Consider the following 12,727-nt stretch of genomic DNA (forward strand, 5'->3'; position numbering starts at 1 on the left):
GATGTTTCCCGCGCAGCACACGCTGCGTTGACGATATCAGACTGGTGAATTATTCGGGCAACGGCAGCGCCATGGCTGAAGTTGCCGACGAGCAGCCTGGAACGGAGTAGCCATGCGCGTTGCGATGATCGGTGCGGGTTATGTTGGTCTCGTGTCGGGGGCTTGCTTTGCGGACTTCGGGCACATTGTCACGTGCGTGGATACCGTTGCGGCCAAGATCGAGGCGCTGAAGGCCGGGCAGATCCCCATCTTCGAGCCCGGTCTCGCCGAGATCGTCGCCAACAACGTCAAGGCCGAGCGCCTCTTCTTCACCACCTCCCTCGCCGAGGCGGTCGCCGAGGCCGATGCCGTCTTCATCGCCGTCGGCACCCCTTCCCGGCGCGGCGACGGGCATGCCGACCTCTCCTACGTCTACCAGGCCGCCCGCGACATCGCCGGCGCCATCGGCCGCTATACCGTGGTCGTCACCAAGTCCACCGTCCCGGTGGGAACCGGCGACGAGGTCGAGCGCATCATCCGCGAGACCCGGCCCGACGCCGAGTTCGCCGTCGTCTCGAACCCGGAATTCCTGCGCGAGGGCGCCGCGATCACCGACTTCAAGCGGCCCGACCGCATCCTGATCGGCTCCGAGGACGAGCGTGCCCGCCAGGTCATGACCGAGCTCTACCGGCCGCTCTACCTCAACCAGGCCCCGCTCCTGTTCACCACCCGGCGCACCGCCGAGCTCACCAAGTATGCGGCCAACGCCTTCCTCGCCACCAAGATCACCTTCATCAACGAGATCGCGGACCTCTGCGAGCAGGTGGGCGGGAACGTGCAGGACGTCGCCCGCGGCATCGGCCTCGACAACCGCATCGGCTCCAAGTTCCTGCATGCCGGGCCCGGCTACGGCGGATCCTGCTTCCCCAAGGATACTCTGGCCCTCATCAAGACCGCCCAGGACCACGGCGCCCCCATCCGCATCGTCGAGACGGTGGTGGCGGTGAACGACCAGCGCAAGCGCGCCATGGCCCGCAAGGTCATCGCCGCGCTCGGCGGATCGGTGCGCGGACGCACGGTGGGCGTGCTCGGCCTCACCTTCAAGCCCAACACCGACGACATGCGCGATGCCCCCTCCATCGCCATCATCACCGCCCTGCAGGATGCCGGCGCCCGCATCCGGGCCCACGATCCGGAGGGGGTGGAGCAGGCCCGGCTGGTGCTCGACAACGTCGACTACGTGGACAGCCCCTACCAGGCCGCTGACGGCGCCGACGCCCTGGTCATCGTCACCGAGTGGGACGCCTTCCGCGCCCTCGACCTCCGGCGCATCCACGCCCTCATGGCAAGGCCCGTCGTGGTCGACCTCCGCAACATCTACCGGCCCGACGAAATGGCCGCCATCGGCTTCTCATATTCAAGCGTCGGGCGTGACGGCCTCGTGTGAACAGCACTGAAATGGGGCCTGGGCACACCCGGCGCCTCCTCCAGCCTTGGGCCAAAGCCCTCGGGCGGAGTTGATCCGGACATGGCTCTCGCCAAGCGAAAGCACGGCAGAAATGCTGCATGCATCGTCGCCTGGATGCCTTTCGCGCAGGAAGGTCAGGATGAAACGCTCAGCGTTGCCATTGGCGCGCGGGGCGAGGGATCGGATACGGATATCACGGACGCCGGCGGCGCGGAGCAGATCCCGGAAGGCGTGGCATAGCTTCCACAGCTAGGCCGAGATCGAAGACTTGCGCCCACAGCCGCACCTCAGTGAACGGCTCCGGTCTCCTCCGCTCCCTCTGCGCCTGGATGCCGACGGACCCGGCGCAGACGCCGGCGCGAGAAATCCTCCCTCGGCAGGAAGGCGCGGCCGAGCCCGAAGCCGACGACGGCCAGGCAGACTATGAGATAGCCAGTTATCTGCAGCGAAAAATCGACACTGGAATGCAGCACGCCGAGCAGGCCCACCAGCAGCGCGGCGAGAATATACGGGTCGCTCGGGCGCCGGATCGCGCCGCGCACCAGCACCCCACAGAGCAGCAGCACGAAGCCGACGACCACGAGGGCGAGCGGAAGGCCACCTTCGAACGCAAGCTCGATCGGCGTACTGTGCCCGATGTTGAAGCGCCCGGACGTCTCCAGGTTGGCGTCGCGGAATTGCGGGAAGCTCTCCTCGAAGCTGCCCAGCCCATAGCCCAGCGCCGGCCGCTGCGCGATCGCGTCCCACATCAGGGCGTAGGCCTGCCAGCGCCCGTCGGTCTCCACGTTCAGCCGGGCCTGCCGCAGGCGCCACACATCGCCCGATGACGCCAGCACGACGGCCAGGAGCACCACGCCGCCGATCGCCGCTGCCCCCAGCGCCCGCCCTTGCAGCCGGATTCTCCACCCGATCGCAGCGGCCGCGATCAGCACGGTCAGCAGCAGGCCGGCGCGGGACTGCGTCAGCGGCAGGAGAAGCAGGAGCAGGACGGCGGCGATGGCGATCCCGAACGCCCCGGACAGGGCCTTGCCCGCCCCCTCGCCGAGGAGCGGGTAGCCTTCCCTGATCCTGCGGATGAACGGCGCCATCAGCATGGCCAGGGCGGCGAGAAAGGCCGAGCCGAGATAGGTGGCGGTGGTGTTCTTGTTGATGAAGAACGCCGTCAGCGCCCCGCCCTGGTTGAACGGCGTCATGCCCTCCACGGACAGCAGCTTCCCGGCATATCCGATGAGCCCGAAGATGCAGGCCGCGTACACCACCATGCGCAGAAGCACGTTCGCCCGCTGGCTGTCGCAGCCAAGCACGATACCGGCCACGAGCACCAAGGCGGCCAGAAGCGGGCGTCCCAGGAACTGGAGCGGCGACATCACGATGGATCCTGACAGAGGCGCCAGCGGAATGTTCAGCAGTTCCGACGCCTTGGCCCAGATCGCCAGGGGCGAGGGACCGGGGGAGATGCTCTGAAGCAGGGCCACCAGCCCGTACACCGCAAGCACCAGCACCAGGCCGGCGAGAAGCAGGACATGGCCGCGCCCCACATAACGGTAGCTGGCGAGCAGCAAGACCAGGGCCGCGACCGCCGCCCAGATCTCGACCCAGAAGAACGCGACCGACCCGTCCGGCACGGGAGCGAAAAACACCATGACCAGGAAAAGGCCGAAGGCGACGCGATCGAGGAGACTGCGCTTCCGCGTGCTCCGGGCCGGCGCGGGCGTCACCGCGGGTGCGGCATCGGACGCGCCGGTGCTCACCGCGTCCATGGCGGCCCCCCGAGCGCCACGGGGAGCCGCGGCACGAGCCTGCGGCGCTTAGTTCCCACTTCCGGCATTGCTACTTCCATGGACGCGATCCGAGAGGCTCCACAAACGGCAGCACGATATCGCCTCCCCGGCTTCTGATGATCTCTGCCACGCGCTTCTGGTCGCGTTCGGCCGCCGTGGTCAGCAGCTCACGCAGGAACGTCTGCTGCGCCGGTCCAGAATTCACATAGTGCTCGGCCAGGACCTCGGCGCCGCCCTGGGCAAGGAGCCAGTCGAGCTGGCTGCGGAGCTGCGCCACCGCGGAGGCATCCAGGGAAGGAAAGAGATGGAGCAGAAGCTCCACCCGCCGCAGCAGCGCCCACGCCTCGTAGGGTCCGGTCCGGAACGACATGTCGAGCAGCGCCCTCAGCCGCGGCGTGTCGTCGTTCCGGATGTATTCGGTCCAGGCGAGGATGGTCCAGCTGACGGTGGATGCCGGATTGCAGACGAGGCTTCGCGTCGCCGCGTCAGCCGCCTCGTTGAGGCGACGCTCGGCCGCCTCGGGGTCGTCGGAGGTCCGGATCGCCGTCTCCACCCGGGCCACCCGCACGATGGCGAGGTTCCGCAGACCCCGGAAGTCGCAGATATTGGCCTCCACGACCGGGGCCACGCTGGCATCGATCTCCGCAAGCAGTTCCGGCGGGTAGCCTTCCCCAGCCAGCATGTGTTCCGCGACGGTGCTCAGGTCGAAGGAGGCCTCAACATCGGATTGCGGGACGACGACCACGAGCCACAGCACCGTGCTTGCGATGATCGCCAGGGCGATCAGGCGTCCCATCAAGCGAAACTTCCGGCCTTCGCCCGCGACGTCCACAGGCTCTTTCAGGCCCTCGTCAGCCGCGACGGCCGGATCGCGCGCCCCTCGACCATCTGCAGGCGTGCCGCCCTTAGCGATCTCGGCCATAGCTCGCATAGTATTTATGGTAATAATACTTGGTTCCGTAGTCCTCGAGGTTCTTCATCGCCTTGATGTCAACCTTGTTGAGCAGGCAGCCGAGGACCTTTTCGTAGACCTTCGGCGCGTTCTGCAACGTATTGATCACCAGATCGCGGTGCGAGCTGCCCCAGTCGAGCACGTAGACGTAGCCGTCCACGAGATGGGTGGAGGCCATCACGTCCACCACCGGTGCCATGGGCGGGAAGTCGATGACCAGATAATCCGTCGTCTGCCGCAGCTGGTCGATCAGCGCCGCCATCTTGTCGGAGGCGAGAATCTCGTTCGTGTGGGCGATTTCGCTCGGCACCACCGCGGGAATGAACTTCACGTTGGTCAGGGGATCGATGATCGCCACCTCGTCGAAGGTCGCCTGGCCGAGGACGAGCTCCAGCAGGCCCTTCTTGGCATTGGGCGCGATGCGCCAGGTCAGCGAGGGATTGCGCAGGTCGCCGTCGATCAGGATGCAGCGCTGGCCGCTGTGCGCGACCAGCTGCGCAAGGTTGGCCGAGACGGTGGACTTTCCTTCCTTGGGCAGCGTCGAGACAATGCCGATGACCCGCACCGACTGGCCGAAGATCGACACGTCGGCGCTGACCTTGACCGAACGCAGCGTCTCTGCGAACCGCGAGAATGGATCGGTGATGACCTGCCGGAAGATGCCCACGGAACTGTCGAAGGCGCTCTGGCCGCCCGGCAGCTGCGCGATTCCCGGCACCAGCGGCAGCACGCCCAGGCAGTCAAGGCCGAGATAGCGCTCCACGTCGGCGGGCAGGCGGAACGACCGGTTCATGCGCTCGCGCCATACGCCGACGCCGAAGCCGGCGAGCAGGCCGATGATCGTGCCGGCGCTGACGATCAGCGGCGTGCGCGGCTGGGACGGGGCAAGCGGCGCCGAGGCGTCGGTGATGACGCGCGCCTCGGTGATGGGGAACGACTGCTGCTGCGTCGCCTGCATGAAGCGCTGCAGGAAGTTGTCGTACAGCGCCCGGTAGGACTGTGCGTTGCTCTCGAGCTCGCGCAGCTCCACCTGGGCCTGGCCCGTCACCTTGGCCTGGGTGACCAGGCCTTCCAGGCTCTTGGACAGGCTGTTCTCGCGCGCCTTGGAAATCTCCAGGTCCGACTTGTAGGTCTCCGCGATGCGCGACAGCTCGTTGAACAGCGCGCGCTGCAGGCCCTTGATCTCCGAGCCGAGGTTGATCACCGCGATGTGATCCGGCCCGTAGCGCTTCGACCATTCCGCCTCGCGCTTCACCGCGTCGAGATACTGGGACCGCAGCTTGCTGATGACCTCGTTGTTCAGCACGTCGGAAACGACCTCGTCGCTCGTTCCGTTTATGCCGCCCTGCTTGACGATGCTGGCGACCCGGTCGTAGCGCGCCTGCGCTTCGGCGACCGAGGTCCTGGCGGTGACAAGCTGGGTGTTGAGCTCCGACAGCTGCTGGTCGGAGACCAGGCCGCGCGCGGTGTCAATGATGTTGTTCTTGGCCTTGAAATCCTGCACGGCGCGATCCGCCGACAGGGCCTGGTCACGCAGTTCGTTGATTCGGTCCTGCAGCCAGACGCTGGCGCGGCGGGTCGCCTGATATTTCGATTCGAGCTGGTCGACGATGTAGGCTTCGGCCACCTGATTGGCGACATCGGCCGCATGCGTGGCATTCGGCGAGCGGAAATCAATGGAGATCACGTAGGATGGGCCGACGCGCTTGACCTTCAATTCCCGCAGGAAGGTGGAGATCTGGCGGCGTTCGAGTTCATAGTCGCTCGCCACGTCCGACTTGAAGAGGAACGGCAGCACCACGCCGAGCGTGCGCGACAGGAACGACCCCTCGCGCTTGCTCATCTCTTCCTTGGCCTGCTCGACGAGCTTCAGCTCCTTGATCACCGCCTTGGCGATGCGTTCCGACATCAGGATCTGCACCTGACTGTCGACCATGCCCGAATCGAGCACGCCACCAAGCTGGGGAAGGATATCGAGGCCGCGATTCTGCTGCGTGTCGATCAGGAGCTCGGCGCTGGCGGTGTATTGCGGTGTCGCGAGAAGGCAGTAGAGCGTTGCAAGACCCGCAAACACGGCCGTCACGCCGGCAATAACCCACCTCTGCCGACGCAGGACTTGAAGCAGGAACGAAATATTTATGTCAGCTTCACCAGGAAGCCTCAGAGAGGTGTCGGCAGTCGACTTATCAATACGAAGCATGCCAGACGCATCCCATTCCTTCGCCGGAGTACACTCAGACTATACGCACCCGCCTCGCACCCTGAAGCATCGAACGGCCGGAGCCCGCCCCGACGCCTCCTTCACCTCCAGAAGAAACCAATCAGCAAAACAACATTGTGACGCGCGACCCAGAATCAACACTCACCAGGCGCAGGCTGCAAAATAAGAAACTCCCTCAATGCAACTAAAAGAAGAGCAAAAATCATCGTTCAATTGATATCTTCTCCACTTCATTTTAGCAGGATGCAGTCCCGCGAGAAATATGCCGCACCGCAAAACGCAAAGGGCTACCACCTAACCAACTCACCGTTTAATGCCCGGGAGACATACCACGCGACCTGCCGCGCCGCAACAAGACGCCCCCCAAACTGCCATCTTACCGAGCATAATTTTCTGAAATACACGTTTTACAGGTAGGCGGTTGCCCTTCGTCCACCGCATCTGCGGCCCCGCCTCAGCTGTGTTGTGCCGGCCTCGTGCCGCAGGTTGGTCCCGACCTTGCTTGTGGCTCCATCGAACGCGTTCCAGGACGATGGAGAGGATGCGATGTCCGACGAAGCCCTGCACCCGGTGAAGGTCACTCGCAAGTTCGTGGAAGCGGAGAACATTGTCTCCTTTGAGCTCGTTCCTGCGGACGGCGGCGAACTGCCGCCCTTCACGCCGGGCGCCCACGTCGACGTGGCCATCCCCGGCGGCTATGTGCGCCAATATTCCCTTTGCAACAGTGCAAGCGAGCGCCATCGCTACGTTATCGGCGTGTGGAAGGATGCCAACAGCCGGGGCGGATCCAAGGCCCTGTTCCAGGCGGTGAACGAAGGCGACCTTCTGCAGGTGGGCGTGCCGCGCAACCGCTTCGCGGTGCCGCGGGACGTGAAGCGCGCCATCCTGTTCGCCCGCGGCATCGGCGCGACCCCCGTGCTCTCCATCGCCGACCACCTCCAGGCGAAGGGCATTCCCTTCGAATTCCACTATCTGTTTGCCGGCGGCTCGCCCGGTTCGTTCCGCGCCACCATCGAGGCGTCGCCTTATGCCGGCGACACATCCTTCTATTTCGAGGCCGTCGAGCCGCGCCTCAACCCGGCCGCCCTGCTCGCCGACCGCCCGGACGATACGCACCTGTTTATGTGCGGGGTGGACTGGTGGCTCGAGCCGATCATCGCCAACGCACAGCAGAAGGGCTTCGGGGTCAATCGCATCCATGTGGAGCGCTTCACCGCCAAGGCGCCGCCGCCGTTGCTGGACAAGGTGTTCGAGGTGAAGATCGCCAGCACCGGACAGGTCATCAAGATCCCCGGCGACCGTTCCGTTACCGCCGCCCTCGAAGAGGCCGGGGTGAAAGTCCCCACCTCCTGCGAGCAGGGTGCCTGCGGCACCTGCAAGGTCAAGGTTCTCGCCGGCGAGGTGGACCATCGCGACAAGCGCCTCAAGCCGGCGGAGAAGGAAGAAGGCTGGTTCCTCGCCTGCGTGTCGCGTGCCAAAGGCGACCAGCTCGTGTTGGATTTGTGACAAGGCGACGCATGCGAAAGCCGGGCCGCGGCCCGGAGGGAGGCTGACGATGGTGTCCGAGGAAGACGTCTGGCGCACCGCCTTCATCATCGCCGAGCAATACGGCCCCGAAGGCGTGGCCTTCGCGGCGCGCATGGCCGAGAGCTTCGAGATCGGCGGCAAGATGGACGAGCATCGGGCCTGGGTCGCCATCATGACCCGGGTGGAGAGCCTGACCACCGAGCACGACGCCGCGGTGCGCCCGAGCTGACGGGCGAGGCCCGTCCTCTCGCGGGCACCGTGGCGGCGCGGTGCCCGCGGTGGCGCCATGGGTGTGGAAAGGACTGCGCGGAAAGGCGAGAGAGGGCACATCAGCCCCTTGAAATTGCCGATTGCCCCGCGTAGGTTCCGCCCTCTCTTTCGGCGCCCAAGCGGTGCCGGTGCCGTGCAGGTGTAGCTCAGTTGGTTAGAGCGCCGGTCTGTGGAACCGGAGGTCGGTGGTTCGAGCCCACCCACCTGTACCATCGCAAATACTTGAAATTAATGCCTATTTTGATCGGCAACCAATACGGCAGGACGAGCGTTTTGCCTGCTTGTCGCCACCCTGTCGCCACCGGTTTCCACGGGCGTGATTGCGCCGGCGGACGACTCGCGCCCCACTGACGTAGGCCTTGGGAGCAAAGGGTCGCAGGTTCAACCCCCCGGCGACCTAACCACTTCAACCATTTGAATTTATCTTTTTTCTAAAGACTTGGGAGACTTTAGGGACTCCGTTGAATGGCTGTGCCGCCACCGATTCGTCACCGCAACGAAAACACTCGTATTAGCTTCCCTCGTTCGGAGCACTTCTATACCTCCTTGATCCGCATGTAGGCGAGCACGCTGTTGCAGGTTGCGGGGTCTCCCAGGTCCTCAAGCAACGCATCGTCAGGCTCTTCGATTTCTCCACCGAGGGCCCAGGTCAACGCTTTGTGCCCGGCCGGTAGCATCGCCGCCATCTCCTGGGCGACTTGCAGATCACGGCCACTCATGACCCAGACCAGTAAAAGGATGAGCACCCGCCGCTTCGCGTTGGTCGCAAGCTCCTCTGCGACAGCACGCACTTGGTCTGGATCCCCACGGAAGGCGAGCAGCAAGGCGAGTGAGGCTGCCACCGGCTCGTACCGGCTGGCCAGCAACCGTGTAGTGATCTTGTCAACGATCACCGTAGCAACGGCCTCAGCGCCTTGAAGGAGGCCTCGCGCCGCAGCGCTGCGCACGCTCGTTCGACGGCCGGGGCGGATGGACAGGTCGAATAGTCGCTCCTGCAGATCCAAATCGCCGCTTGCAGCCAATAGGTGAAAAATTTGGGCGCGAACGCTCGGATCGTCGGTGTCGAGCCCAATCGCGAACATTTCGCGAGCTTCATCAGGCGGCAAGGGCGCCAATTGGGCGATGGCCTCGACCGCGCCCTGCGCGATCGGGAAGTCCCCATCGTCGCCGTAGTGCTGCGCGTACTTCGACCAAGTGTCCTTCGCCAGCGTTATCAAGGCCTGGAGATGAGCGATATGCGTTTTCTGCTTGAGCAACGCGACCAGCGCCTTGCGCACTGGGCTGCCGCGATCCGAAGCCTTCTCAAGGAGATGCGCTGGCAGAGGTGCGTTGATCCGCGTACCGAGCGCCGTGAGTGCGCGGCTACTGACATGCGCGAACTTATGATTGAGGGCGGCTTCGACCTCTGCGTCCATGCCTAAGCGGATCGCTGCCTCAACAGCGATCACCGCGGTGGACACATCTCCGCTATGCTCAAGTAGCCAGCACACGTCTTCCTCGACAGGAAGTGGAGCAATGGCGCCCATCTCAACGCGGAGCCGACGCACCACCTCGCTCGGGGTCAAGATGCCGGACAACGCGACTTGGGCCTCATCGACGAGCACCGGCGTGCCTTTTGTCTCAAGAATCAGCGCTTGATTGCTAATGCCCCGGAAAGGCATGGGGAGCACCTCGGTCGCTACCTCAGCGCCGTTGACGTCAAGCCTGCGAAAGGCCGCAAGATCGATGCAAATCTCGACCAGTCGGTTCACATCCCCACGCGCCAAGAGTTCTTCCACGACGTTTCGGAATGTGTCGGGGCCCCGCTCGATCAGAACCTCTAGCGCCGCCTGCGCGACATTGGGGTCCGCGTGACCCACGACGACGCGGTTGCGCAATGCAGGGAGAAAAGCTTGATCCCATGCGGAAGACAAAACGCGCCAGAGTAGTGCCTCATGGTCGCTATCATAGCCGAATTTAAAAGCGGCATGCAGCTCTTGCAGGTCGAGGACTTGCTCTTTGACTTCGTCCGCAAGCAGGCGAAGCCAGTAGTATAGCAATCTGCCGGCATGGCGGTGCTCGACAAGGCTGCGCCATCCCCTAACGGTGCGCACCCGTTCGACATACGATTTTAAGAAGACGTCCGCGGTATAGCCCTGGTCGTCTTCGGCTATGTGCTGCGCGTATTCTTCGCTATAGACCTCATTCGCGAAATCGAGCGCAAGCTCCGCGTTCCGCCGCCGGTCCTTTTCGCTCGGCGTCAACTCGGCGACGGCTGCATCGACGATCTGCTCGAACCCGGGCAGATCCTGAAGCGCACCTTCGGCGATCGCATCGTCGGTCTGAATGACCCCGAAGTGCACCGCCTGCGCCGCCGCGTCGAGGAACGCGCCCGATAGGTCGGGCGCGAGGCGCTCGAGGTGAGTATGCAGGCGGGCAGGGTAATTGGTCCGATCCGTCGGCAAGATGTGCCGTATGAATGCTTCGACCAGTGGCTTCGTGTTTGGATCGCTTCGCCTCGCATCGTACCAGGCCTCCGGCCTTTCTGGCGCGCCCCATGTGATAAACCCCGGCCACGTCCGGTCCGGACGATGCAAGAGGAAGCGCGCCACCTCGGCCCCATTGCAGGCGCTAGAACCCGCCTCTGCGGCGAGGCCGAGGTAGTCTTCTAGTGCCTTACCAGCTTCGGTCAGCCGGGCTTCGAGCCACGCATCGATCTTAGCGGCGGCTGTGCTGCTCGCCTGGACCCGGAATCGGTCACGACTCGCGGCGAGGACACGCGCCGCAGTGCCAGCGCCCCACTCTCCGCCGGATCCGTCCTCGGCGACGAGCACGTCCAAAAGGAGGCCCAGCGTGTGGCGCACTTCTTGGCGGTGCGTCATCATCACTTTTTCAATGCCCGCCTCGACCCTCGGGTGGTAGTAAGTGACGAGGCCGGCATCACCTTGTCGGAGGTTTCGGGCGGCGACAAAAAAGTCGACCAACGGCGATACGCCCCGCTCCATCGCTGCGTTAATATCGGCTAAGCCGTCTTCGATATCCCTGAGGATCGACCGGGACAGCTTGTCCGAAGCCTTGAGCAGTGCCCAGATCACAGTGGCGGCGCGAACGTCGTTCCGCTCGTCGATTTGATCGACGACCGTGCTCTCGATCGAGAGCTGGTGCGCCTTGCCGATGGCTTCAGTGACGAAGCGGGGAGGATTCTTCAAACTTGCTCTGTCGAGAGTCCGAAGCGCGTCGAAAAATTTCTGGATTTCCAGCGGCGTCGCGAGCTCGTCCAGCACCTTCCGCTCGGCCCCACGAGCGAGCGGCTGCAACTCCCGTGGCAATCCATCTATGCGCGACCGGTAAAGCTGTCTGCGCTCCTTCGAGCCGTAATGCTCCGCTTCCAGCTTGACGAGCCATGCCGAGACGCTGTCCAGCGCCTTGGACTCCCGGGCGACGTCGAGCCGGGAGGTCGCGATAATCATACGTGCTGGTGTGGCGTCGGCAAAGAAGCGTGCCAACTGGTCGTTCCAGGGCCTGCTGTTGGGGTCGAAATCGAAGCGGCCCCAAGGGTCCTCGATATCGTAGAGCACGGGCGACAGTGTCTGGTCGTCGCGAAGCTCATGCGGGCCGCGCCGGATCGGCACCCGTGTCAGGCCAGGCATTTCCTGACGAAGCTCGTCATAGAGCTTCTTGGTGGCCAGGGTCTTCCCCGTCCCCGACTGTCCAATGATCAACGCCGCGTTGCGTTCGCGCATCGCCGCTCGAAGATCGTTCCAGTTCGTGGGAGGTACATAGTTCTCAAGCTCGGGTGCGCTCGCGAGATAACCGCCGTGCTCCCGGATGATGTGATCCAGTTCCTCGCGGCGCCACCAGCCCTGGCCGGCCCCCATGATCCGTGCGCGAGTCCCTTCGTGCAACTTGCTCCGGCACGCAGCCAGGTTGATGTTCGGGACTCGGCAGCCCTCTGCCAGCATACGCTCAATGTCTGTGCGAAGCCGCTCGTCGTCCTCGTTGGCGATTATCGCCACACGGCCCGCCGCGTCTGCGGGGAGCGCGTCTGCGATCACGTCGGGCAGAACCGCGGACTTCGGCCAATTTCCGGCTTTGCGAACCTTGAGCTTGCGCGCGTCGCCGTTAAGCCCGGCACTTGTGATCAAGAGGTAGCGCACGTTTGAATCTGCAAGTCGCTTTGCTGCGGACGGTCGGGTGTCGCTGCCGTGCTGTAGGAGCGACTTTAGTGTGGTGGGTGTCCAAGCGTCGCCGCCGCGGCGCTTGACCTGAACGACTAGCGTGTACCCGCCGAGCGAAGCACGGCTGACCGCACGTGCCGGCTCGTCCTCTGCCAGCTCGCCCTCGAGATCCTCCTGGCTAGCCGGCTCAACCTGCAACGCCGACGTTAGGTGCGAAACGAGGACTAGGTCGAGCGCCAGCCACACCGATGCGTCGATTTGATACTCGTACCCGGCGAGGGAGGCGCTGCCAGCCCCGCCCGAACCATCTTCGTCATCCGTCGACGCTGCAGTCACGTGCGCTTAGCTCCATACAGTCAGCGCCAATGCTCC

Annotated in this window: 8 protein-coding genes and 1 tRNA gene; 5 read left to right on the forward strand and 4 right to left on the reverse strand. The window is 64.3% G+C overall.

Annotation, left to right across the window (positions count from 1 at the left end):
* Nucleotides 1–112 precede the first annotated feature (112 nt).
* Nucleotides 113–1,426, forward strand: coding sequence for a UDP-glucose dehydrogenase family protein (locus EZH22_RS23300; RefSeq protein WP_203192778.1), 1,314 nt, complete (start codon nt 113–115; stop codon nt 1,424–1,426).
* Between the two features lie 81 nt (nt 1,427–1,507).
* A complete protein-coding gene (locus EZH22_RS32965) occupies nt 1,508–1,687 on the forward strand; it encodes a hypothetical protein (protein ID WP_203192779.1) in 180 nt (59 codons plus the stop codon).
* A 47-nt stretch (nt 1,688–1,734) separates the two neighbouring features.
* Here EZH22_RS32965 and EZH22_RS23310 read toward each other — a convergent pair whose 3' ends face one another.
* From EZH22_RS23310 to EZH22_RS23320, 3 genes are all read right to left on the reverse strand, one after another.
* Nucleotides 1,735–3,207 (reverse strand): O-antigen ligase family protein, encoded by a 1,473-nt coding sequence (locus tag EZH22_RS23310; protein ID WP_203192780.1) that lies wholly within the window; start codon nt 3,205–3,207, stop codon nt 1,735–1,737.
* 70 nt (nt 3,208–3,277) lie between these two features.
* Nucleotides 3,278–4,150, reverse strand: a complete 873-nt coding sequence (locus EZH22_RS23315) for a hypothetical protein (RefSeq protein ID WP_203192781.1) — start codon at nt 4,148–4,150, stop codon at nt 3,278–3,280.
* On the reverse strand, nt 4,134–6,380 hold the full coding sequence (locus EZH22_RS23320) for a polysaccharide biosynthesis tyrosine autokinase (RefSeq protein WP_203192782.1): 2,247 nt from the start codon (nt 6,378–6,380) through the stop codon (nt 4,134–4,136). The genes EZH22_RS23315 and EZH22_RS23320 overlap by 17 nt, the downstream gene beginning before the upstream one ends.
* A gap of 567 nt (nt 6,381–6,947) precedes the next feature.
* On the opposite strand from EZH22_RS23320, the gene EZH22_RS23325 reads away from it, so the two are divergent.
* The 3 genes from EZH22_RS23325 (at nt 6,948) to EZH22_RS23335 (ending at nt 8,410) form a co-directional block, all read left to right on the forward strand.
* Complete coding sequence (locus tag EZH22_RS23325; protein ID WP_203192783.1) at nt 6,948–7,907, forward strand: PDR/VanB family oxidoreductase; 960 nt, start codon at nt 6,948–6,950, stop codon at nt 7,905–7,907.
* A gap of 49 nt (nt 7,908–7,956) precedes the next feature.
* Nucleotides 7,957–8,157: a hypothetical protein gene (locus EZH22_RS23330; RefSeq protein WP_203192784.1), complete on the forward strand. Its 201-nt coding sequence runs from the start codon at nt 7,957–7,959 to the stop codon at nt 8,155–8,157.
* A 176-nt stretch (nt 8,158–8,333) separates the two neighbouring features.
* Nucleotides 8,334–8,410, forward strand: a tRNA-His gene (locus tag EZH22_RS23335).
* Nucleotides 8,411–8,734: 324 nt separating this feature from the next.
* Here the strand turns inward: EZH22_RS23335 and EZH22_RS23340 are convergent.
* Complete coding sequence (locus EZH22_RS23340; RefSeq protein ID WP_203192785.1) at nt 8,735–12,691, reverse strand: nSTAND3 domain-containing NTPase; 3,957 nt, start codon at nt 12,689–12,691, stop codon at nt 8,735–8,737.
* Between the last annotated feature and the right edge of the window lie 36 nt (nt 12,692–12,727).

The organism is Xanthobacter dioxanivorans, assembly GCF_016807805.1.
In the GTDB taxonomy this organism is placed as follows: Bacteria; Pseudomonadota; Alphaproteobacteria; order Rhizobiales; family Xanthobacteraceae; genus Xanthobacter; species Xanthobacter dioxanivorans.

What these genes read in the sequence shown, in the direction of transcription:
- EZH22_RS32965 (WP_203192779.1), top strand. Translation starts at nt 1,508, where the DNA reads ATGGCTCTCGCCAAGCGAAAGCACGGCAGAAATGCTGCATGCATCGTC.
- EZH22_RS23325 (WP_203192783.1), top strand. Translation starts at nt 6,948, where the DNA reads ATGTCCGACGAAGCCCTGCACCCGGTGAAGGTCACTCGCAAGTTCGTG.
- EZH22_RS23330 (WP_203192784.1), top strand. Translation starts at nt 7,957, where the DNA reads ATGGTGTCCGAGGAAGACGTCTGGCGCACCGCCTTCATCATCGCCGAG.
- EZH22_RS23310 (WP_203192780.1), bottom strand. Translation starts at nt 3,207, where the DNA reads ATGGACGCGGTGAGCACCGGCGCGTCCGATGCCGCACCCGCGGTGACG.
- EZH22_RS23315 (WP_203192781.1), bottom strand. Translation starts at nt 4,150, where the DNA reads ATGGCCGAGATCGCTAAGGGCGGCACGCCTGCAGATGGTCGAGGGGCG.
- EZH22_RS23300 (WP_203192778.1), top strand. Translation starts at nt 113, where the DNA reads ATGCGCGTTGCGATGATCGGTGCGGGTTATGTTGGTCTCGTGTCGGGG.
- EZH22_RS23320 (WP_203192782.1), bottom strand. Translation starts at nt 6,380, where the DNA reads ATGCTTCGTATTGATAAGTCGACTGCCGACACCTCTCTGAGGCTTCCT.